This window comes from Gaoshiqia hydrogeniformans, from assembly GCF_049347105.1.
GTDB classification, from domain to species: domain Bacteria; phylum Bacteroidota; class Bacteroidia; order Bacteroidales; family Prolixibacteraceae; genus Gaoshiqia; species Gaoshiqia hydrogeniformans.
The window spans coordinates 2866469-2889700 of sequence record NZ_CP186334.1 but is presented as its reverse complement, the minus strand read 5'-3'; the positions used below and the strand labels follow the sequence as shown (position 1 = coordinate 2889700).

At 47.0% G+C, this 23232-nt stretch carries 20 protein-coding genes; 5 read left to right on the top strand and 15 right to left on the bottom strand.

Annotated features, from left to right (window positions below; translation table 11 throughout):
- Window positions 1–243: 243 nt before the first annotated feature.
- The 13 genes from ACOIT5_RS11550 to ACOIT5_RS11490 all read right to left on the bottom strand — a co-directional run bounded on the left by ACOIT5_RS11550 (window position 244) and on the right by ACOIT5_RS11490 (window position 14728).
- On the bottom strand, window positions 244–1335 hold the full coding sequence (locus tag ACOIT5_RS11550) for a serine hydrolase domain-containing protein (protein WP_423126313.1): 1092 nt from the start codon (window positions 1333–1335) through the stop codon (window positions 244–246).
- A 95-nt stretch (window positions 1336–1430) separates the two neighbouring features.
- Window positions 1431–2471 (bottom strand): WD40/YVTN/BNR-like repeat-containing protein, encoded by a 1041-nt coding sequence (locus tag ACOIT5_RS11545; RefSeq protein ID WP_423126312.1) that lies wholly within the window; start codon window positions 2469–2471, stop codon window positions 1431–1433.
- 319 nt (window positions 2472–2790) lie between these two features.
- The gene (locus ACOIT5_RS11540) at window positions 2791–3456 is read right to left on the bottom strand and encodes a transaldolase family protein (RefSeq protein ID WP_423126311.1); all 666 of its coding nucleotides are present in this window, start codon (window positions 3454–3456) and stop codon (window positions 2791–2793) included.
- A 9-nt stretch (window positions 3457–3465) separates the two neighbouring features.
- Window positions 3466–4737: a zinc-binding dehydrogenase gene (locus ACOIT5_RS11535; RefSeq protein WP_423126310.1), complete on the bottom strand. Its 1272-nt coding sequence runs from the start codon at window positions 4735–4737 to the stop codon at window positions 3466–3468.
- Between the two features lie 52 nt (window positions 4738–4789).
- Window positions 4790–6757, bottom strand: a complete 1968-nt coding sequence (locus tag ACOIT5_RS11530) for an SDR family NAD(P)-dependent oxidoreductase (protein ID WP_423126309.1) — start codon at window positions 6755–6757, stop codon at window positions 4790–4792.
- Between the two features lie 157 nt (window positions 6758–6914).
- On the bottom strand, window positions 6915–8147 hold the full coding sequence (locus tag ACOIT5_RS11525) for a hypothetical protein (protein WP_423126308.1): 1233 nt from the start codon (window positions 8145–8147) through the stop codon (window positions 6915–6917).
- Window positions 8148–8317: 170 nt separating this feature from the next.
- Window positions 8318–9334, bottom strand: a complete 1017-nt coding sequence (locus ACOIT5_RS11520) for an adenosine deaminase (RefSeq protein WP_423126307.1) — start codon at window positions 9332–9334, stop codon at window positions 8318–8320.
- A 4-nt stretch (window positions 9335–9338) separates the two neighbouring features.
- A complete protein-coding gene (locus ACOIT5_RS11515) occupies window positions 9339–9869 on the bottom strand; it encodes a hypothetical protein (protein ID WP_423126306.1) in 531 nt (176 codons plus the stop codon).
- 63 nt (window positions 9870–9932) lie between these two features.
- Window positions 9933–11711 carry a MutS-related protein gene (locus ACOIT5_RS11510; protein WP_423126305.1) on the bottom strand — a complete coding sequence of 593 codons (1779 nt, stop codon included), beginning with the start codon at window positions 11709–11711 and terminating at the stop codon, window positions 9933–9935.
- Window positions 11712–11714: 3 nt separating this feature from the next.
- Window positions 11715–12410, bottom strand: a complete 696-nt coding sequence (locus tag ACOIT5_RS11505; protein ID WP_423126304.1) for a phosphatase PAP2 family protein — start codon at window positions 12408–12410, stop codon at window positions 11715–11717.
- Window positions 12407–13399 (bottom strand): GTPase ObgE, encoded by a 993-nt coding sequence (gene obgE, locus ACOIT5_RS11500; RefSeq protein WP_423126303.1) that lies wholly within the window; start codon window positions 13397–13399, stop codon window positions 12407–12409. Before obgE ends, ACOIT5_RS11505 begins: the two co-directional genes overlap by 4 nt.
- A gap of 88 nt (window positions 13400–13487) precedes the next feature.
- Window positions 13488–14060 (bottom strand): adenylate kinase, encoded by a 573-nt coding sequence (locus tag ACOIT5_RS11495; RefSeq protein ID WP_423126302.1) that lies wholly within the window; start codon window positions 14058–14060, stop codon window positions 13488–13490.
- A 20-nt stretch (window positions 14061–14080) separates the two neighbouring features.
- Window positions 14081–14728, bottom strand: coding sequence for a phosphoribosyltransferase (locus ACOIT5_RS11490; protein ID WP_423126301.1), 648 nt, complete (start codon window positions 14726–14728; stop codon window positions 14081–14083).
- 98 nt (window positions 14729–14826) lie between these two features.
- Here ACOIT5_RS11490 and purE point away from each other — a divergent pair, with 98 nt between their 5' ends.
- The 5 genes from purE to ACOIT5_RS11465 all read left to right on the top strand — a co-directional run bounded on the left by purE (window position 14827) and on the right by ACOIT5_RS11465 (window position 20115).
- Complete coding sequence (gene purE / locus ACOIT5_RS11485) at window positions 14827–15342, top strand: 5-(carboxyamino)imidazole ribonucleotide mutase (RefSeq protein WP_432205907.1); 516 nt, start codon at window positions 14827–14829, stop codon at window positions 15340–15342.
- 74 nt (window positions 15343–15416) lie between these two features.
- Window positions 15417–16244, top strand: a complete 828-nt coding sequence (locus tag ACOIT5_RS11480; RefSeq protein WP_423126300.1) for a hypothetical protein — start codon at window positions 15417–15419, stop codon at window positions 16242–16244.
- Entirely contained in the window at window positions 16241–18241 is a 2001-nt protein-coding gene (locus tag ACOIT5_RS11475; protein ID WP_423126299.1) for a ComEA family DNA-binding protein, read from the top strand. The genes ACOIT5_RS11480 and ACOIT5_RS11475 overlap by 4 nt, the downstream gene beginning before the upstream one ends.
- Before the next feature lie 37 nt (window positions 18242–18278).
- Window positions 18279–19442 carry a 1-acyl-sn-glycerol-3-phosphate acyltransferase gene (locus ACOIT5_RS11470; RefSeq protein ID WP_423126298.1) on the top strand — a complete coding sequence of 388 codons (1164 nt, stop codon included), beginning with the start codon at window positions 18279–18281 and terminating at the stop codon, window positions 19440–19442.
- A gap of 166 nt (window positions 19443–19608) precedes the next feature.
- Entirely contained in the window at window positions 19609–20115 is a 507-nt protein-coding gene (locus ACOIT5_RS11465) for a DUF4251 domain-containing protein (protein WP_423126297.1), read from the top strand.
- 111 nt (window positions 20116–20226) lie between these two features.
- On the opposite strand, the gene ACOIT5_RS11460 is transcribed toward ACOIT5_RS11465, so the two are convergent.
- Window positions 20227–22695 (bottom strand): alpha-ketoacid dehydrogenase subunit alpha/beta, encoded by a 2469-nt coding sequence (locus ACOIT5_RS11460; RefSeq protein ID WP_423126296.1) that lies wholly within the window; start codon window positions 22693–22695, stop codon window positions 20227–20229.
- 144 nt (window positions 22696–22839) lie between these two features.
- A complete protein-coding gene (locus ACOIT5_RS11455; protein WP_423126295.1) occupies window positions 22840–23229 on the bottom strand; it encodes a four helix bundle protein in 390 nt (129 codons plus the stop codon).
- Between the last annotated feature and the right edge of the window lie 3 nt (window positions 23230–23232).

Below are 23232 nucleotides of genomic sequence, written 5' to 3'. Positions count from 1 at the left end.
CAGACAGTACAAATACGCTGATTATAAAGCTAACTGTAAAAACCAGGGCCCAAGGCACACTCTTTTGATTTACTTCTCGTTTCATAATATGTCGTATAAAATTTCCACAAAGATAAGTATACATTTCTAAATGTCAAGTATAGTTTACTTTTTATTTAAAATATTCTTAAAAGTCTCTGAGGTAAAAAAAAATTGGGACCAGCCTGGCAGCTCTTCTTTTTATCGTTACACGCGACATCGGGTTTAGCTGCTGTATTTTTTTCTCAATCTGTCTAAAAGTGAAAATATTCCTTGTTGTGTTTCTTCGGTGGCACTATTTGCAACAACGATGTAGGCGAATTTATTCTTTTTATCGATAAGCGTATGGCTGAAGAAGGTCCCTGCCGAACCTGAATGTTCGGAAAATTCGTTATCATCATTATTTACATTGACCCAACCCATCGCATAGTCTGTTCGTCCGAAATGAAGATAATGGTATGTGCTTGCCTTTATAACATGGTCTTTTCCTAATAATCCCTGTAAGTTTAGTTGTACAAATTTTGCGTAATCAGGTAAGGTCATGCTGATATCACCCGCGGGTTCTCCAAGTCTTAAATTATAGCTGATGTCAGGTGCAAGCGATTGCAGGGTTCCGCTTTCGACCCAATGGCCATATGGTTGTTTTAAGCTTATTTTATTGGGCCAGCTGAATTTTATGTCGACATGAAGTGTTGTCAACATGATTTCTTTTGTCAATTGCTCCCAGGTTTTTCCAGAGACTTCCTCAAGCATCAAAGCGGCAACCGTATAACCGGCATTAGAGTAGTTATAAACCTTACTACTATCTCTTACAGGTTGTTCGGTTAGCAAATACCTGGCAAATTGTTTTCGTTGATCTGATTTATCACCTTTAAAAGCCGGTAGTTTCTGATATTCAAGTCCGCTTGTATAGGGTTGTATTTTGGCCCTGTGGGAGAGTAAGTCGGCTAAGGTAATTTCATAATAGGCCGGGTTGCTCTGTGTTTTCCATTCCGGGAATAAGTCAAAAAACATAGTCGTCCAATTTATTTTGTTGTTTTCAACAAGATATGCTGCAACGAAACCTGTTATTGCTTTTGTATTTGAACCTAAATGAAAATAGTCTGTAACTTTTGCCCGGGTTTTTCTTTTTTTGAGGTCCGCCCGGTGAAAGCCTACTGTTTGAAGGGTCATAATGCTGTCGGCCGAAATAACGGCATAACCGAGTTCCGGAATATGCCCGGCCTGCATTAAACTATCAATAAACGGTTGAATGTTTTGTGTTTTTGCGGTCAATGCAGTTGCCAATAAAACAATTGCGACAATAAGTCTATTCATATTTTAGGTTTCAGTTACGATGGCAGGTCATCAATAGGCCCCTTCGCCGGGTCATGCCGACTGCTCAGAATCCTGCTTATTATGTGCCATCTTTGCTAATATTCAATCCGATCCGTACTCATTCCTTTTTTTAGTCGTCTCTCACTGCCGCTTACGACAATAATTCCCTTGTATAATTTCATATTATTTATTGCCAATTTTTCCGGTAATCCATTGCTATACGATTTCCAATTTTCATTTGCATGATCTTTTCGGTAAACTCCGTCCCATTGCCCGGCAAAAACCGACTTGCCGTTTTTCATGACATTAAAAGTATAAAGTTCGGCGGGTAACCCATTTTGAATATTTTCCCATGTGAATCCCTTGTCCGTTGACGCAAGTAACTCATTATACGTCATTGCATATATGGTATGCTCGTCTGAACTCATGTTGTGCAGACTACGATTTTCCAGTATTTGTACCCATTCTTTCCGGCCTTTGGGAGTGGTGAATACCCCTTGATTTGTTCCGATATAAATGTTTCCATCAAATTCGGTCATACCATTTACCTGCATTGTCCTGTTTCCGTATTCAAGTTCCCATTTCATTTCCGTTTCATTGAAAGAGTATAATCCCGCGTTGGTGCCTGCATACAATCTATCGTCAATCTGAACGAATCTTCGAATCGTAAAATTAGTAAGACCTGAATCTGGTTTTTCCCAATGTTCACCGAAGTCCGCCGACGAAAAAATTCCGCTGGTTTGCGTTCCTACATAAATTTGGTGTTTAAAAAAGATTAAAGGGCCAGGAATACTTTCAATAATGTTTTTGTCTGTTGGAATATTAACCCACTGGTTCTTCTGAAAATCAAAAAGAAAGACTCCTTTTTCTTTTGTTGCAATTCCAAGTGATTTATCGGAAACAGCAATGGCCCCCAATGCTATCGTAATGGAATCTGGCAGTCCATCGCTTTTATTTTCCCAAGTCAGACCATTGTTGACTGAAAAGTAAACGACTCCGTTAATTGTTTCAGCAGGAGTCTTGATTTCAGAAGAGGGAAAACGATCACTTTTTGATGATTTTTCATTTATTTTATTTTGGTGTCCGTTACATGAACCTAGAACAGCCGACAAAATTATTATTGTAAATAATCTCATTCTATGTCATTTTAATTGAAGTTTCCATCGATTCAAGGTTGTGCATAATTTGGTTATCTATCCACCAAAGTGATCTTACATCCCTGTATTTCGAAGGGAGTGTGTCACTTTTGCATCTCATGTTTTCGCACCCTAATTTACAAAATAGGCTCAAGATATTTCTTAACAGCCGCAAAATTGCGATGCAGGGCTGTTATCCGCTCCCGCTTTCCTTACAAACGAAGGGGAGTGAGGTTGGCAAAAATCCGGCAAAAAAAGGGACCCCATCCGAGGTCCCTCACATTGGCTAACGAATTAGCTGTTTTTTTGTATGTGCATTTTAGAACGAGATATCGTACAAGTCCTGTCCGTCTTCGAGGAAGGTTTTCACGCTGATATCGGTCATCGGGTGCCTGATCAGTTGCATCAGTAAATCGGGTCCAACGGTGGCCGAGTGCGAACCGTTCATGCTCACGCGGTGAATCTGGTCGACCGTTTTAAAACTGGCGGCCAGCACCTTCGTTCCGAGCTTAAAATCGTTCATGTTTTTCACTATGTCGCGTACCACTTCAATCCCGTGCGAAGAGATGTTGTCCAAACGGCTCACGTAGGGCGCCACGAAATCGGCGCCTGCTTTGGCGGCCACCAGGGCCTGCTGCTGCGTGAAGATGGCGGTAGCCGTTACATTCATCCCGGCATCCTTCAAAATGGCGATCGCTTTGTATCCTTGCGGTGTAACGGGTATCTTGGCGAAAAACGAATCGCCCACATCAAAATAGTTTTTGTAGGTTTTGGCCTCGCGCACCATATCTTCGGCGTTTTCGCTCATCACCTGCACATGGATCATGCCATGCCCGATCAACTTTAAAATACGTTCGATCGCTGCGGATAACTTCATCCCCGATTGTTTCAGGATGGTTGGGTTGGTGGTTACCCCCTCCAGCGGAAAAAAATCATACAACTCCTCCAGGGCCGACAAGTCGGCCGTATCTGCCATGTAAATCATCGTGTGTGTTTAAATGTCCTTTGCATTTGCCAGCAGGAACTCTTCTGCCTCGACGGACCAAAGTTCGTTATTACGCTGACAAATTTCGTGCAGCCGGGCAAAAAACGGATCAGATTTACCTTTTTCTTTAAATTCGGAAATGGCTGTAAGCGGAATGTCCTTGTGGGTATAAATTAACTTTTTGCCGCCAGGGATTTCGGGCAGGTGCAGCGTGGTGTCAATCACGGCGTTCAACCCTCCAATGTGGGTGACCAATCCGGCCGGGTCGAGACCCTTGCCAAACATTTCGAGCGACTCTACCATGTCGTCGTTATTACCGCCCGAAGTGCCCACAATATGGGTCGACGCGTAATGCACGTTGTAGAAATTCATTTTGGCGCTGAAATCGGGGTTGCTCGGCCCGGCAAAAAAGTTCAGGCAACCGTCGTTCGCCAGGATGGCATCGCCCTGCTCGATAACCGGAGGTACCGGCGCGAAAACGAACACATCGTTGTAGCCTTCGCCACCCGTGAGGGCGCGCAGTTTTTCAACCGGATTTTCACCTCCTGTGTTCAGATAAATCAGTTCAATACCTTTCGATTTGGCCCACTCGGGCGAATAGATCGATGCAGCTCGGTCCAGACGGGCCTGGTCGATGTCGGTTACCACCAACAACGAAGGTTTGCGGTCTTCGCGCATGATCACGTAGTTGATGGCCGCCAGTCCCATCGGCCCAACACCGGCCAGGATGGCCATTTTGCCGCCGTCAACAATCTCCATCTGGTGGACGTACGAACCCGGCCTGGTGTGGTAGTTGGCGTGCATGGCGCCAATCACGCAGCTCAGCGGCTCGGCCAGCGATGCGGGATAATAGCCGGGACCCTCGTAGGCCAGCAAACAATCCTGCACCAGCACATCTTTCGGGATGATCACATAGGTGGCGTCGCCGCCAATGTACTGATACGAATAGCCGGGCGCACTCAGCACGCCAACGGGGCCTTCTTCGTAATAAATGGCCGGCTGAATGGAAAACTTCTGCCCGGCCTTGAACTTGTGCTGCCAGTTGGCGCCCACTTCAACCAACTCGCCGGCAAACTCGTGGCCGATGATGACGGGGTTTTCGTTCACATCATCAGGGATGCGTTTGTGGTCGGCACCCTGCGTAGCCGCCTTGTACGACGACATGCAGATACTGTCGGACACGACTTTTGCCAGAATCTCGTCATCGGAGATCGCCGGAAGCTCAAACTCTTCCAGTCTCACGTCTTTTTTTCCGTATAAGCGGATTGCTTTGGTTTTCATATTTCTTTATTTTTTGATATTTCTATTAATCTGCCGCAACTGGCAGCCAGTCTCAGTTCAGCATATTTTGTCCGCCGGTGACCGGTACGGCCTGGCCGGTTTCGTATTCCTGCTCAATCACATAGAAGATGGCCCGCATCACATCAATTGGGGTACAACCGCGACCTGCAGGCACCTGGGCTTCGTAAAAATGCTTCACATCGTCGATGGTTTTGGCGCCCGGCACCTTGCCTGCCCGGAGGTACTGCACGAACAAGCCGTTTTCGGGATCGGCCCACAGCGGCCCGTCGAAAAAGTTACCCGGGCAGATGGAGTTCACCTTGATGCGGCTGGGCATCAGCTCCAGCGCGAACGACTGGGTAAGGCCGATCCCGCCGAACTTGCCGCCCGCGTAAGCGAAGTTTTTGTTGCTGCCTTTCAATCCCGATTTGGAATTGATTTGGATGATGTCGGCAAAATGGTCGCGCTTGAATTTATTTTGCAGCTTCATCACCGCCGAGGCATATTTGGCGCACAGGAAGTAAGCCGAATAGTTCACCCTGGTCATCAGTTCAAAGGTTTCGGGCGTCATCTCGTCCAGCCCACCGGCGCGTAAAATGCCGGCATTGCTGATAAACACATCCAGCCCGCCAAAATTGATCACGGTTTCGGACACCAGGTTTTCCACCGATGCCGCGTTCGATACATCGGCTTTTACAAACAGGGCTTTGTTTTTACGGGTCGCCGTATTCAACAGACCGGCAAACTCGTTTCCCTTTTCCTCATTCAGGTCGGCAATCACCACGTTGGCGCCATGTTTCATCAGTTCTTCCACGATGCCTGCTCCGAAGCCCTGTGCGCCGCCGGTTACAACAATCACTTTCCGGTCAACCCGCCCGGCCGTAGCTCCCAGCGAAATTTTCGAGCGGTACTGTTCCACTTCCCAGCTTTCGATAAACTCGATTTGTTTTTGCGTCATCGGGTGTTGTCCGCTAAACGATTCGGCAAACCGGGCTATCCGGCAATGGTCGGTCACCACATCCACCAGGATTTCGGCCCCTTCGGCATGGTCGGCTATCACCAACACGCCCAGTCCCGAAGCAAAAATCACCTTGGGCAGCTTACCTTTTTGCTGCCGGTAGGCTTCAATTTTTTGTTGAATGTCATTCAGAAAATGGTCAACATTACCTGTAAATCCAGCAAACAGGAACGACGAGTTGGCATACACGATGCCGTCGGGCGTGAAAGGAGCGGCAATAGCCTGCTGGTTGGCCCGATCCAGGTATTTCGACAGGATGGTACTGTTGGCCAGACGAACGGTTTTTAATCCTTCGCCCGAAACCATCATACGAACAGCCGGAATAATCAGGGCAGCCTCATCTGAAACCGCGAGCGGTTCAATGGCCGGCTCTTCTCCGTAAACTGCATCCAGTTTGTCAATCAGCTCATCGTAAATGGCCTTTACTTCGGCAATGGTATCGGCGCCCACAAATACGCCGTGGTTTTGCAGGAAGATGACTGCCGGTTCCTGGCCTTTTTCGGCCCGGTATTTCAGAATTGCTTTTTCAACCACTTTAAACAATATGTAGCCGGGATCTTCGTAGGCGATATAAAGCACTTGGTCGCCAAACAAGTCAGCCGTTTTTTCGGCAGCCCGGTTACTGCACATCAAGCCGTTCACCTTCGTTGAATGTGTATGCACCACAAAGGCAAAATCAATCAGGTTATGCAGCGAAGTTTCCACCGAAGGACGCTGCCCTTTTTCGGGTTCTACGCGGCTTTTCAGCAAATCGTTTTTGATTTCTTCTTCGCGCTGAAGCACATTTTCCGAATAGGTTTTCGTGTTCACCTCGGCCAGCAATGAGCGATCGAGCTTGGCAAAACCGGCTTCGCTGATGGTGGCCAAACTAAATCCGCTGGCCTTCACCCACAAATATTCATCGTTTTTAAACGAAGTATTCCCGCCTCCGGCAATCACAAAATCTTTTTGTTTGCCGTAATACTGCGAGATGTTTATCAATTCTTTTATTCCTTGTTTCATGAGAGTTAAGAGTTTCGGGTTTTGAGTTTTGAGTTTCAGGTTCCAAGTTCCAAGTTCCAGCTTTCAATTGTCAAGTGTCACTGGTTACCGGTTACCGGTTACTGATTACTGATTACTGGTTCAATGACCAATTTACCAATCACCAACAACCAATCCCTCAGGCTTTCAAAAAGTTTTTAATGACTGCATTTCCAAGGGCCACAAATTCGGAACGTTGATCAAGCCGGGCCTTTCCCGATTTTTTCAAATAGCCCGGTTTGCCTTTGGCTTTCAGGTACTGATGGGCGGCAATCACGCAGGCCCCTTCGTAACCGATTTTTTTCATCGCCGGGCTCAGTTCTTTTCCGTCGCCGCCAAAAACGGTAACCGGGTCGAGCTGAGGAGTATTGTGCTCGGTGCCAAAAGTGATCACAAAGCCTTTTTCGTTGAAAAAGTTAACAAATTCTTCGAGGATTTCCGGTTTATTCCGGCCCGGGATCAGCTCAAGCATATATACATTTTTGGCAACGAGGTTTTGGTAAAGCTTCTCAAAATCGCCTTCATAATCGGTAAATTCACCTTTCGGATTGTCGAGCAATACCGGGTAACAGGGAATACCGCCGGCCTCCAGAATCAATTCAATTACCTGCTCCAGGCTTAAAAATGCCTTGTCATCTTCGGGCACGAACGCACGACCACCCGATTTCAGCAGGTTTCCGCGGATTTCGTTTTCCAATCCGGCCACATCCGACATGGCCGATTTGGCAGCCTTGCCTGAGAATATTTTCTCGAAGAACGCTTTTTGATCTTCTTCCGAAGGGTATTTGGCAACCACGGCCTCGCGCAAAGCTTTGGCGATATGGCGTTCGCGCAACAGGTTCTTGGCGTATTTCTCTTTCATCCCGTCAAAAGAAAACGATAAGTTTTCGCCTGACTCTTTCAGAAAATCATTCAGTTTAACCAGCATCTCGGCCGTTTGCCGGTTACTTTCATCCTGAACCTGAAACAAACGTTCGATCATTTGGGCATTAAGCCGGACAGGAAACCTCAAGCCTTTCCCGCTGAAATAAGTCCGACCCGGGTTATTCGGATCGTTTACCCGCACACCGGCAGCCTGCAAATCTTTCTGCAAGCTCATAAACTCGATATTAAAAAGCGGGAAAACGCGGTATTCCTTCGCCAGCGTATTAAATTCTTCGTAACCGTCGGTCGTATAAAAATCATTAATCCCCAACACCTTGACTCCCTCCTTGCCGGCCATGTCAAATACCTGGCGGATTTCTGGAAATGCGCTGAACGAATACGGCGTGTGGAAATGCCCGTTTACCTGAAGGACTTCGCGGTCGAATCCGTTCACCGCTTCTTTTAGTTGTTCCGGGTCCGGGTATTTTACAAAAACAGATGTTCTCATAGGGTCTTACTTTAACTTTTTTGACTTAATCATGCAAAAGAAGTAAAACCGGATGAAATAGCTATCCTTTGGTGTCCTGTATCGTGATGAAAAACCGGAAACAAGGTCAGGCAAAAATTAAAGTAAACCTGCTGGCTGAGTTTCCGTTATCCTGCAATCTCATGAAGCAGTTATGCACTCCCGCTGACGTATTGCTCAATAGCCATGATATGCTGCTCTTTCAGTGAAACTGGGAGTAAGCTGCCCCGGAATGAATTTTTAGCCAGCCGGCACAAATCGGTCCGGGAAAGGTTCAGCGCTTCGGCAATGGCCAGGTAATTTTCATTGATGTAGCCGCCAAAATAAGCCGGATCGTCGGAGTTGACAGTAACCAGCAAGCCACGGTCCATTAGTTTTTTCAGCGGATGGCTTTTCAGGTCGGGAACCACCTTTAGCGCCAGGTTCGACAGCGGACAAAGCGTGAGCGGAATCTGCCGTTTTACCAACTCATCCGCCAGCTTTTCATCCCGGATGGAGGCGTTCCCATGATCGATGCGGAAAACTTTCAGCAGATCAACGGCCTCTCGAACGTATTCCACCGGACCTTCCTCGCCGGCATGGGCCACCGTAAGAAAACCTTCGTCGCGGGCTTTGGCAAACACCCGTTCGAATTTCGAGGGAGGATTGCCTTTTTCCGACGAATCGAGCCCGACGCCCACAATCAGGTCTTTATAATCAAGCGCCTGCTCCAGGGTCTGAAAAGCCGAGGTTTCGTCGAGATGACGCAGAAAACACATCATCAGCCGGCTTGAGATACCCAGCTTTTCACGCGCATCCTGCAGGGCATGATTGATGCCGTTAATCACGGTGGCAAATAAAATACCCCGTGAAGTGTGGGTTTGCGGATCGAAAAAGATCTCCGCATGCACCACCTGTTGTTCTTTGCATTTCAGCAAATAGGCCCAGGTGAGCTCGTAAAAATCCTGCTCTTCGCGCAAAACGTTGGCCCCCGCGTAATAAATATCGAGAAAATCCTGCAGGTTGCTGAACCTGTAGGCCTGCTTCAGTTCATCCACCGACTGATACCTCAGCGAAATCCGGTTTCGTTGCGCCAGCCGGAGCAGCAGTTCGGGTTCCAGCGTACCTTCGATGTGCAGGTGCAACTCGGCTTTGGGCAAGCCCGCGATAAAATCAGGCAAGTCTGTCATGGCGCTACTTCGATTGGCCTTTAAAGTAATCTTCCTTGTCCGCGAACAAAATATTGAAGGTGGTTAAACTACCGTAAGCGCGGGTAATGTATTGTTGCAACTGCACCTTGTCGTCGTCGTCAAGCCTTGGGTGGCTGTTGATGTTTTGCTCCAGCACGCGCAGGCGGTCGCGCAGCATGACTATTTTATGGAAGAAGGTTTCCATCGGCACCTCTTTCGATTGCAGCTCGGAGTTGGCCGGTTTCATCTCCAGCATGCCGCCTTTCCATTTATCGGCCATCTTTACCGCGTAAGTCAGACCCTGAAATTTATCCAGCACGTAAGTCATCGCTTTTTCCACCTCGGCCAGGGTGAGCCCGGTACGTGGTTTTTCGTCCGGTGCGCTGATGATGTCCAGGTCTGCATTGTATTTGGTCAGTTCCATTTTTCCCGCCCGTTCAAAAAAAATCTCGTAAATGGTCAGGTGCGAACGGCTGACAATTCCTTCACCATAAGCCGGATGTTTTACCCGGGTACCTACTGCTAAATCTTCCATAATTCGTTTGATTTTATTTCGGAAGATGAAAATACGAAAAAACAAACATGATTCCGATGATCATTAATCGATAATTTTCATCTTTTTCATCAGGTAGCTGGCATTCATGGTCCGGGTTACGCCATCAATCAGTTTGTAGTCAAAAACCAGGTTGCCACCTGCCAGTTTTACTTCAAAGCACCTGTTGCTGATTTGTTTGGGGTAGGTATCGGCCAGTTCGGTCAGCTTAAGGTCGTGCGTGGCCACCAGCCCGTTGGTATTCAGCCTGATCAGTTTTTCTGTCAGCGCTTTTGAGCCGGTGAGTTTATCTTCCGAATTGGTCCCTTTCAGCATTTCGTCGATAATGACAAAAAGCTGTTTTCCCTGGTTGATGAGTTCGAGCATATGCTGTATGCGAAGCAGTTCGGCAAAAAAGTAGGATTCATCTTTTTGCAGGTTGTCGGTTGTCCGCATATTGGTGTACAAACTGACCGGTTTCATGGTAAACCAGCTTGCACAAACACGGCAGCCGTTCATCGCCAAAACCATATTCACGCCAATAGTACGCAAAAAAGTGCTTTTCCCGGCCATATTGGCGCCGGTAATAATCATGATTTTTCCCCGCCCATTCATCCGAAAATCATTACCTATCCGTTTTTCTTTTTTGATCAGGGGATGCGCCAGTTCGTTGGCCGACAAGCAAAAATCGTCATCTTCGAATGTTGGCAAGGCCCATTCGGGATGGTTATGGTTTAAATTGGCCAAGCTGGAAAGAGCATCAAATTCAGCAATCAGATCAAACCAACGGAGGATATCATTTTTGTATTTCCGGTTCCACCGGTTGAGTTGATAAACACAGATCAGGTCCCAGATAAAAATGGGTTCGGCAAACAGGGCAAAGGCCAGATTGGCCCGGTAATCAAACCTGGCCATGATTTTTCGTAAGTCCGTAACAATTCTGCTGGCTTCTTTATGGTGCGAATAAAGTTGTTTTTTCAGCCTTCTAAGTAGTTCTGAGTCAAACTTTTTCTGTTCGATCAACAGAAGAAGTTCGCGGTAACTATCCAGAATTTCCGCCTGGTTACCAAACAATTGATAAAACGAGCTGATGGTTTTCCGGTACCGGTACAAAACAAAACCGTTCAGGAAAACCGACAGGATAAAAAATATCCAGGGCAGGACTGAAAATAAACACAAAGCAAGCATACTCACACTAAATACTGGCAGGATCAGGATTAACCAGCCCACATGCCTCGGATGACCGAGATTTTCGTGGGCGGCAATCTGATGCAGCAAACGCAGGTCCTGCTCATCATGCGTATGTCCCTTTGCAGCAAAATGGTGCCGCCAGCGGGTATAGCCGGCAAGCTCAAGCAACGCCTTTTGCCGTTCGTTGATTTCCGCAGGGTCGCTCAGCGGATTATTGAGGTAAGCGGCCAGTTTTTTACTTCCCAGCTTGGTTACGGTGCGGTTCAAGAACTGGAACAAACTCCCATCGCCAAATAAATCCAGATCGAAAGAATAAGCATGCCCCTGATCCGCAAAACCGGTTCCGCCATCAAACTGCGTATAAATTTCATCCAGGGCCAACAATTCATTTTGGTTGATCCGGATTAAACGTTCGTACAGGATTTTTTTCTTTTCCTCGCTGATGTAACTCCTGATCCAGTAAAGAAACAAGGAGAAGGCAAACAAAGCCACCCCGATATTGTACGGATACCTCAGGTAAACAAACGACAAAATAAGCCCCAGAAAAGCCAGAAACCGCGCCAAACTCAATCGTTTCAGCCTCGCCTTCGCCCCTGATAAACGGTTTTTATCGAAATCCAGAAATTTCTCATATTCCTGCCGCAGTTCGTCCATCGGTTAAATCCAGTTAAAGTGTTGGAGCCGGCTGACTACCATAAATGTAGTCGCGAGAACGGTTAAAAAAATGATAAAAATGAGATTAAACCCACTGTTCTCCAAGTTGGTTTCCTCGAGTTTGGGACTTCGGAGCACTAAAAAATGTTTCTCGATAACAATCAATAATTTATACATGAAATAACCGGTCAGTATGCCGAACAACATCCCGGTCAGAATATCCAGCGGGTAATGCACCCCCACGTAAATCCGGGTATAACTGACCAACAGAGCCCAGGAATAAATGAGGAAGCTATATCGTGAATTCCGGAACAATAACGACGTGAACGCAGCCACACCAAAAGTATTGGAAGCGTGGGAGGAAAAGAAACCATAAAGGCCTCCTTTTTTCAACACGTTGTGAACCAGGTGCTGGATAGCCGGGTCGTGGGTTGGGCGAAAACGTTTCACCGTATCTTTCACCAACACCGAAAACTGGTCGGTAATAACAATGGCCAACGCCAATAAAATGAGTATCACAAGGGCTTTGGCACGGTACTTTTTAATGATGAACCAAATCAGCGGGACATATAAAATCAACCAGTATTCCGTCCGGGTAAACAGGGTCATCACAATGTCCCAAAAGGGGGAATGCTTTCCGTTCAGGAAAAAAAACAGCGATTGGTCCAGATCAGTTATCAGTTCAAAAAATCCGGTCATGAGTGATTCAGTATTTTCCAGATAGTATCTTTCAGTTGCGTAATGCCGCTCCCGGTCACCGAAGAGATAAAGCTGTGCGGAATATCTTTAAACTCCCTGCTGATCTCTTTTTTCAACTCTTCATCGAGAAAATCTGATTTACTGATGACCAGGTAACGTTCTTTATCCAGCAGTTCGGGATTGTACTTTTCAAGTTCATTCATCAGGATCGTATATTCTTTACGGTGGTCTTTACTGTCGGCCGGAACCATGAACAGTAACATAGAATTCCGCTCAATATGCCTCAAAAAGCGTAATCCGAGTCCTTTTCCTTCGCTGGCTCCTTCAATAATCCCGGGAATATCGGCCATCACAAACGACTGGGAATTGCGGTAAGAAACAATACCCAGGTTTGGGACCAGCGTTGTAAACGGGTAATCGGCAATCTTTGGTTTTGCCGCCGATACGACCGAAAGAAGCGTCGATTTACCGGCGCTGGGGAATCCCACCAGACCGACGTCGGCCAACACCTTCAGTTCAAGGATCTTCCATCCTTCTTCGCCCGGCTCACCCGGCTGCGCGTAGCGGGGAGTCTGGTTGGTTGCCGATTTGAAATGCGTGTTTCCCAGTCCGCCGCGTCCGCCTTTGGCCAGGATATGCGTTTCACCGTCGGTTGTAATTTCAAACAGAAACTCGCCCGTTTCGGCATCTTTGGCCACTGTTCCCAGCGGAACTTCAATGGTCACATCTTCTCCGTCGGCGCCAAAGCTGCATTGTTTACCACCCGACTCGCCGTGACCGGCAAAAATATGTTTTTGATAACGGAGGTGGAGTAAGGTCCACATCTGGGCATTTCCTTTTATGATCACATGCCCTCCCCTGCCGCCGTCGCCGCCGTCAGGTCCGCCTTTGGGGATATATTTTTCACGTCTCAGGTGTGCTGAGCCCGGTCCTCCGTTACCCGAACGGCAAAATATTTTTATATAATCAACAAAATTGCTTTCAGCCATTTATTCAATAATTGGGAAGATGCAAGATAAACAAAAAAAGACGAATGCAGGGAATACATCCGTCCTCATCTTAAAAACTAATTTCTTATTAAAGTGCACTAACCGCTTTTTTCAAACGATCGGCAATTTCGTCGATGGTTCCCATCCCGTCGATGCCGAAATGTTTGGACTGAGCCGCATAGTAACTTTTCAGGGGTGAGGTTTTTTCGTTGTACACGTTGATCCGGTTTTCGATGACCGAAACATCCTGGTCGTCTGAACGTCCTGAGGTTTTACCCCGGTTAAGCAGGCGCGCAACCAACTCCTCTTTTTCAACTTCCAACGACAGCATCCCCGATACCGGCGTGCCGTTTTCGTTAAGCAGTTTGTCAAGCACTTCGGCTTGCGCCACGGTACGCGGATAGCCGTCGAAAATAAACCCGTTCGCGTTTGTATTGGCCAACAACTTGTTCTTTATCATTCCGATAACAACTGAATCAGGAACCAGCTCTCCTTTATCCATAAAACGTTTAGCTTCCAATCCCAGCGGGCTTGATGCAGCAATCTCATTACGCAACAGGTCTCCGGTTGATAAATGGATCAAGCCGAATTTTTCGATCAGAAATTCGGCCTGGGTTCCTTTGCCTGCTCCCGGAGGCCCGAATAGAACTAAATTTAACATGAAAATATTGAATTTTGGTTTTAGTCAACAACTCTGAAGATATCGATCAGGTTCCGGCCCATCCCATTGTAATCGAGCCCGTAACCAACAATAAAATCATTGGGGATTTCAAGGCCGATATAATCCAGCTGAACCTCTTTTTGCAAAGCATCCGGTTTTAACAGTAGCGTTGCCACCTGCACTTCAGCCGGTTTTTTTGACTGAATCTGCGCGATCACCTTTTCAATGGTAATACCGGTATCCACAATGTCTTCGAGGACCACCACCGTACGGCCGGCCAAATCTTCGTTTAAGCCGATCAGTTCCCTGACGCTACCGGTTGTGGAAGTTCCGTCGTAAGAAGCCAGCTTTACAAACGAGATTTCGGCATCGAGCAGGGTGATGCGTTTAAAGATTTCAGCAGCAAACATAAAGGAGCCGTTCAGGATGCAGATGAACAACGGATTTTTTCCTTCCAGCCGTTCATTCATCTCTTCTGACATTCTTTCAACTACCGAACGAATTTTCTCGTACGGCATAAATAACTCGAACTCCTTATCTAAAATTTGAATGTTCCCCATTTCTTTTGATTTTTCAGAATATTTGTTCAGGATCAGTATGTCTTTAATTTCGATCAGTTTAGCGTCATTTTTTAAAAAGGTGCAAAGTAACAAAAAATAATTGCTCAACTAAAATGTGTTTCGCCTCAAAATTCATTTTTTATACAACAAAGTGCGAATTGAAGATTTTCTGTATATTGGGAGACAGAAATGATTGAAATTTTAGCATGGAACAGATGGAACCAAAAGTGAGTATTATTATGGGCAGCACCTCTGATTTAACAGTGATGGAAGGGGCTGCAAAAATTCTGGATGAGTTTGAGATTCCGTTCGAGATCAACGCCCTGTCGGCTCACCGCACGCCCGAAGAGGTCGAAAAATTTGCCAAAGGAGCCAAAGACCGGGGAATTAAAGTCATTATCGCCGGTGCCGGCATGGCTGCTCATCTTCCCGGCGTAATTGCCGCGATGACACCGCTTCCTGTGATCGGCGTACCGATAAAAGCCAGTTTGGATGGTTGGGACTCCCTGCTGGCCATTGTGCAAATGCCTCCGGGAATCCCTGTTGCAACCGTGGCAATAAACGGCGCCAACAATGCCGGCATCCTGGCCGTACAAATGCTTTCGCTGGGCGACGAAAAAGTGATGGAACGATTTATCCGGTTTAAGGATAAACTGAAAGAAAAGATCGTAAACGCGAACAAAGATTTATCGGAAGTAAAGTACAAATTCAAAACAAATTAGTTTTTTGTTTAACCAAGAAGTTGTAACTTGTAAGAGCTTAGTGGAAAAGGTGGACAAAATTGTTCACTTTTTTTATGGGTTATCGGTTCTACATATCTCTGTTGTTGATTTTTTATTCATTCTTCCTTCTCTCACCAGGGGGAAACTGCCAGGAGCTTTTCCGGGTTCCTGCCGCTTTTCAGGCGATGGGCCATACCGGCGCCAGCCTGGAGTCGCCGGTTGCGCTATTTTGGAACCCGGCGGGAACGGCCGGAAGCGAACTGGCCGGAGGCATCCTGTACAGCAATCGTTTTTTACTCGACGACCTTTCTACCAGTTCAGTATTTCTGATCCTGCCTTTTCAGAAAAACCGTTTCCTGTTCACCTTTTCCCGGTTTGGGAGCGAGGGATTTCAAGAGGATAAGTTCTCTGCCGGACTGTCAAGAAGACTCTCTCCTGCTGTTTCAGCCGCCCTGCAGTTTCATTATTTCAGCTTGTTCCTGGCCGAAAATGAACGAAGGCATGGCCGGTTACTTGCCGACCTGGGCATCCAGCTTCGCTTCGGGGAGCTTGGTTTGGGCTTGCAGTACTTTAATCCGTATGGCATTTCGACAAGCAACAATCGCTTACCGGCCGGCTATCCCTGGGCAATCAGGTTGGGAGCACATAAAAACTTTCAGGAATCATTTCTACTGACAGCCGAGTTATACCGGGAGCAGCACGCCTCCATTGAACCGCGGTTCGGGATGCAATACCTGATCAATAACCAGTTATCGCTGCGCTGCGGGCTGGAGGCGCAAACCGGAAACCTGGCGATGGGCCTGGGATACCTGATCAAAACAATTCAAACAGATATTGCCTTTTCCTATCATCAATACCTGGGATTATCCCCCTCAGTAACCATCTATTACCAACGCAAATGAAAAAAGCGAGCTTCACGGTATTCATGCTGCTGTCCGCCGTTTGGGTTTATGCGCAGGAAGCCGACCGGCAGTTCCGCTACCAGTTGGAAGCCCTGATTGAAATGAGCCTGACTGAAAATGAGGAAACTGATGCGGAACAACTGTTGATTGAGTTGCAACAAATCAGGGAAAATCCGATCAATCTGAATCAGGCGAATGAAGCCGACTTGTTAAGCCTTCACTTTTTAACGCCCAGGCAGGTTCAGTCGGTCATGGAATACCGGAAGAAATACGGACCGATTTTTTCGGTGTACGAACTTGCTGCCATCGAAGGGTTTCAGATTGAATTAGCCCGGCTTTTAGGTGAATTTGTAAGCTTCGATCTCATTCCAACCGAACGAAAATCATTTCGTCCCCGGCAGGAACTGATCCTACGGGCAGTCAGGCTGATGGAGGAACAGGCTGGTTTTACCGATAGAAAATATGAAGGTTCGCCCGAAAAACTGTATACACGTTACCACTTCTCATCGAGCCGGATCGAAGCCGGTTTTACCGCAGAAAAAGATGCCGGCGAATCTTTTTTCAAAGGGGCAAACCCAAACGGATTTGACTTTTACAGCGGTTTTGCCAGACTAACATTTGGTAAAAAGAACCCATCGCTGACGGTGGGCGACTATCTTCTTCAGTTTGGGCAGGGGCTGGCAGCCTGGCAAGGATTTTCGATGGGCAAATCGGCCGAAGTAAGCCGGGTAGCCAAATTCAACCAGGGCTTTAAACCCTACCGTTCAACCGACGAAAATAATTACATGCGGGGAGCAGCGGCCTCATTTCCTGTTGGACGGTTTCAACTGAGTCCCTTCTTCTCACATAAAAAATTCGATGCCAATACCGAGCGGGCTGACGACATGAGCGTGTTTACCTCCTTTCAAACGAGCGGGCTCCACCGGACAACATCGGAAATTGAAGATAAAAATTCCGTTTCATCGACCGTGGCGGGAGCGAACCTGACCTATAACGCGACCAACCTGGCATGGGGGATAACCGGCTTTCATACGCATTTTGAATGGCCATTGAAACGAAGTAACGATTTATACAACCGGTTTCTGTTTGACGGGAACCGAATCAGCAATCTGAGCCTGGATTACCGGTGGAGTACAAACCGGCTGTATCTGTTCGGCGAACTGGCTTCTGATTTCTCCGGGGGCCTCGCCGGCTTGAACGGGTTGATGTTCCAACCGGTTGATCAACTGGAGCTTTCAGCCCTGTACCGGAATATCAGTAAAAATTACAATTCCCCTTTTTCATCCTCCTTCACCGAAAACAGCCGGGTGAACGACGAACAGGGATTCTACCTGGGAACAAAAATTCAGCCGGCGCCAAAAGTCAGGCTTAACCTGTATGCCGACTTTTTCAGCTACAAATGGATAAAATACACCACCGCCGCTCCCGGTAAGGGAAAAGAATTTATGATGCAGGGCAGCTATCAGCTTAGCCGCAACTGGCAACTGCTTGGCCGGTATTTTTACGAGAAGAAGCCCGTTAAAGTAAACGGACTGCTGATGAAAGAAAACCTGGATCAAACCAGGCAGTCAATCCGGCTTCAGGTTAGCGGGAAGCTCGGCGCAACCTTCCCGGTAAAAAGCCGCCTTGAGCAGTCATTTTATCACCACGACCACTGGTCGTCAGGGATTTTTATCAGTCAGGATATTGGATTTCAACCCGAAAAATGGCCCATACAATTCTGGTACCGGATCGCTTATTTTCATACCGACGATTACGACTCGCGCGTGTATTCATATGAAAATGATCTGCTTTACCAGTTCTCAGTTCCTGCATTTTACGACGAAGGAATACGATCGTACCTGACCGGAAAAGTTAAAATATGTGAAAAAACAGAGTTCTGGTTTAAGGTCTCAAGAAGCTGGTTGTTCGGCGCCGACGGCATTGGAAGCGGCTACAACCTGATCGAAGGGAACAAGCGGACGGAGGTTAAATTTCAATTACGGTTCAGGATTTAATTGCAATTACTATCTTTGCCGCGCTATATCTAACGGAATGAGGGAAATTATGAAGTATGATGATATTCGGCCTTACGAAGATCATGAAGTCAATCAGTACATTCAGGTATTGTTAAAAGACGAAGTGTTCCGTAAAGTGTTGTTTTTTATTTTCCAGGATGAGGAAAAAGTAAACGGTATTGGCCGGGTACTCTCGGAAATTAAAACGATCAACCAATTACAAATGGAATTCATGTATCCGCTCATCAAAGAATGGATCATTGAGAAAACGACCAGCGGAGTTAGCTGGAGCGGACTGGAAAACCTGGACAAAAAACAAAGTTACCTGTTTATATCCAACCACCGCGATATCATCCTGGATGCAGCCATCCTGAACTACATTATTGTAAACGCAGGAATGAATACCACCGAAATCGCGATTGGCAACAACCTGCTGATTTACGACTGGATTTTGCATGCTGTAAAATTAAACCGCGCCTTTGTAGTCAAACGTAACCTGCCCGCCCGCGAACTGTTGCTGGCCTCGCAGAAATTGTCGTCGTACATTCGCAAAACCATCACCAAGGACCATATGTCGGTTTGGATTGCACAGCGGGAAGGAAGAACCAAAAACGGTTTCGACCAAACGCAGCAGGCTTTGCTAAAAATGCTGAACCTCAGTAACAAGGGAGACTTTGCATCCGGTTTTCGCGAGTTGAAAATTGTTCCGCTGTCGATTTCCTACGAACGCGAACCCTGCGGTATTTCAAAAGTGGAAGAAATCTACAAACGCGAACGTGAAGGATATATCAAAACGCAGGCCGACGACTTAAAAAGCATGGCCTTTGGCCTCACCAGGCCCAAAGGACGCGTACATTTTGCTTTTGGAAAACCGATTGATGCACAACTCGAAAATTTTGCAGGGACAGAAAATGCCAATGCAAGTATTCAGCTCCTGGCTGAACATATCGACCAGTGCATCTACCGCAACTATAAACTATGGCCGAATAATTACCTGGCCGCCGACTTGTTGAGTTGCAACCAGCAACACGCCGATAAGGTTGACCAGGCTACCCGCGAAAAGTTTGAAGAATTGATGGACGATTTGGTGAAGACCATTGGGGGCGGAGATACCGACTGCCAGAAAAGGCTGTTTATGCAAATGTATGCCAACCCGCTGCTTAATGCAGAGAAAGTAGAAGACCCCCAAACACAAGTATAACAGGAAAAGCCGGCGTATGACCGGCTTTTTTGTTCGTAGTAGCTGCTTATGACCGCCCCCCGCGGAAAGAATAAGAAAGAGGATAAAACAACAGCCGGATCAGGTATAACAGAAAATTGGTATCCAATTTGCCGGATTTTCGTAAATTTCATCAAATAGAAAACTTATGAAACGGATTATCCTGTTACTGATGATTGTGCTTGCCGGAACTTCATGCTGCCAGGCACAAAAACTATCCGCAAAAGAGCGCAGAATTCAAAAAGAACAAGAAATAAAAACTTTGATCGAAAGCCGGAAATTCAGCTTTGAAGCACAATCGGCCTTACCGCTCTCCATGCGTAAAATCGATCTGACGTCGCGTTACAATTTAACGATTGACAGCACCTGGATTGAAGCTTGGCTACCTTTCTTCGGGCGCGCGTACCAAGCCGATTACGGCAGCACTGACGGCGGCATTAAGTTTAGAGAACAGGCAAAATCGTTGCAAGTCCGGTTTAGTGAAAAGAAAAAGTTATACCTGATTGATATGGAAGTGAAAACGGAGAAGGATAATTACAAAATACAAATCTCGGCCGGACTGGGCGGATATGCCAATGTAAACGTTGTTTCAAACAACCGGCAATCGATCGGTTTCTACGGCACAATCGAATCGTTGCCCGAAAAAGAAGAATAACAAGCCGGGCAGAAGCAGCCGATATAAAATCCAGGCAGGAAATATACGGCACCCAATGAAAGAGCCCTGCGCCAAAGCAACAGGGCTCTTAACCAAATGAAAAAAGAATTATTAAACTCCCAACTTATTTCGGCGGATTTGTTCCGGTTCGGTAAAGTTGTTTTTGACAACATGACCTTTCAACGGAAGAATTTTTTCGTGAATCGCATCAATAATCCAGCCGGCCTGGGGGAAGAAAGCTTCTTCCAACTCGTAAGCCGGGGTAATCCAGTTACGTGAACCTACCACTACCGGCGGGGCATCCAGCTCGTCGAACGCCAGTTCGGTAATATTAGATGCCAGTTCGCGCATAAATGATCCACGGGCCGAGGCATCGCCCGAGATCACAATACGACCGGTCTTTTTCAGTGATTCAATTACCGGTTCGTAGTTAAACGGAACCAACGAACGGGCATCAATCACTTCGGCACTCAGGCCATATTTTTCCTGCAAGATATCAGCCGCTTCGAGGGCGCGGTACAAGGTGGCGCCAATTGTGAGGATAGTCACATCTGTTCCGGCACGTTTCACATCGGGTTCGCCAAACGGAATCTCGTAATAACCTTCGGGAACGCCACCCTGGTGAAACTGTTCGCCAATATCGTAAATACGCTGACTTTCGAAGAAAATAACCGGGTCAGTCCCCTGCAAAGCGGCATTCATCAAGCCTTTTGCGTCGTAAGGTGTCACCGGGAAAACCACTTTTAAGCCGGGGATATGCGCCGGTAAAGCCGTCCAGTCCTGCGAGTGCTGGGCACCGTATTTTGAGCCCACCGAAACGCGAACGACCACCGGCATTTTGATCACGTTCCCGCTCATGGCCTGCCATTTCGGCAATTGGTTAAATACCTCGTCGCCGGCGCGGCCCAGGAAGTCGCAATACATGATCTCGGGAACCACACGGCCGCCGCACATGGCATAACCAATGGCTGTCCCGACAATTGACGCTTCGGAGATCGGCGAATTAAATAACCGGTGATAAGGAAGCGCCTCGGTCAGTCCCCGGTAAACGGCAAACGCGCCGCCCCAGTCGCGGTTTTCCTCGCCATAGGCCACCAGTGTCGGGTCTTTATAAAAACGGTCGATAATGGCTTCGAAGATCCCGTCGCGCAAACCATATTGTTTAATTTTGGAGAAAGCTTTGCCATCTTTATCAAAAGCAAAACGTTCTTTTGTGGCCAACTGCTTCACGCGCGGATTTTCTTCCATCGGGTGATTCACATCCGGCTGGCGGTCTTCCATACGGTCAACCGATTCGTTCGAAAACATCATTTCGCCAATCAATTCCGGGTATTTCTCCACGTCCATCAGGGGCGAGATTTCAGGATTGATGGCCAGTTTCACACCCCAACTGATCAAATCGGTGGTATTCGATTTAACTGTTTCCAGTTCAGCTTCGGTAGCAATGCCTGCTTTTACCAGTTCGTTGCCAAACCAGACGATCGAGTCAACTGCCTGCCAGGCATCCACTTCTTCTTTAGAACGATAGGAAGAGGCATCCGAGGGCGAGTGTCCGCTGAAACGGTAAGTCAGCACGTCGAGCAACACGGGGCCGCGTTTTTCTTTCAGGATTTCGCGTTTGCGTTTATAGGCATCAATCACCGCCAGGGGGTTATAACCATCCACGCGTTCGGTGTGCATCTGGTCGGCATTCAGCCCGGCGCCAATACGGGCAGCCACCTTGTAACCCATCGTTTCGCCGCAGGTTTGTCCGCCCATCCCGTACTGGTTGTTCATAATATTGATGATCAGCGGCAAGCCGCCCTTCATATCACCGTCCCAAAGTTGATTGAACTGGTCCATCGTGGCAAAAGCCAGGCCTTCCCAAACCGGGCCGCAGGCCATCGAAGCATCGCCGATGTTGGCCACCACGATACCATTTTTGCGGTTTACTTTTTTGTAAAGGGCAGCGCCAACAGCAATATCGCCCGAACCGCCTACAATCGCATTGTTCGGATATACACCAAAGGGGGTGAAGAAAGCGTGCATCGATCCGCCCAAACCGCGGTTAAAACCGGTTTCGCGGGCAAAAATCTCAGCCAGTGTTCCGTAAATCAGGAAGCGGATGGCCAGTTCTTTCACCGAACCGTTAAAATTGGCTTTAACCGGCGCAAAGGTTTTTCCATCGAAATGGTTTTCCATAACTTGCAGCAACTGCTCATCGCTGAGTTTCACAATTGCCGACAATCCTTTGGCCAGGATCTCGCCGTGTGAGCGGTGCGAACCGAAAATGAAGTCATCAACACCCAGGGTGTAGGCCATACCAACAGCAGCAGCTTCCTGCCCGATCGACAGGTGTGCTGGCCCGGGATGATTATACGGGATCCCATTGTATTCGCCTTTGATTTTGATTTCGTTGAGCATGGTTTCAAACTCGCGGATCACCACCATGTCGTGATAAATACGAAGAAAATCTTCTTTCGTGAAGTTGGCTTTCTCTTCTTCAATCGTTTTGCTGTATTGATTAACAGGAATTGGCTTGAAAGTCACTTCTCCAGCCTTCCTGACTTCCTGCGGATCAATAAATTGTACTTTTGGCATATTTGTTTCGTATTACGGTTTCGTCTCTTTTCTTTCTGTTTTGTCTGTTTTTATGCGTAGTGCTTTTTGAAGCAAGTTCCAAATTACAGGTTTCAAGTTCCAAATTACAGGTTCTAAATTCAGGGTTTCAGGTTGGTGTGGAAATTATTTGAATTTCTTCCCTTTTAGCTCTGATTCTTTCAAATAAGACATGAAACCACTCAGCATTTTATTGATTTCCAATGCCTGCATATACGCTTGGTCGAATTCTTGTTTTGAAATATATCCATTGTCCATAGCCCTGTAAAGTTGAGAACGGGATTCTCCACAAGAACCTTTGGATACAGATAAAAATTGTCCAAATTCCTTATTCCCGTCGCGTTCGTATCCTTCAGCAATGTTATCCATCACAGAGCCAGAAGAAGATTTGATCTGGCTAATCAGTTTGAAATCCTTGGAAAAGGCTTCCTTCAAGGTAAATTGATGAATCAACTTACAGAATTCGCGTGATGCTTGCCAAACTTTTAAATCCTCAAAACGCTCAATAGTTGACATAAC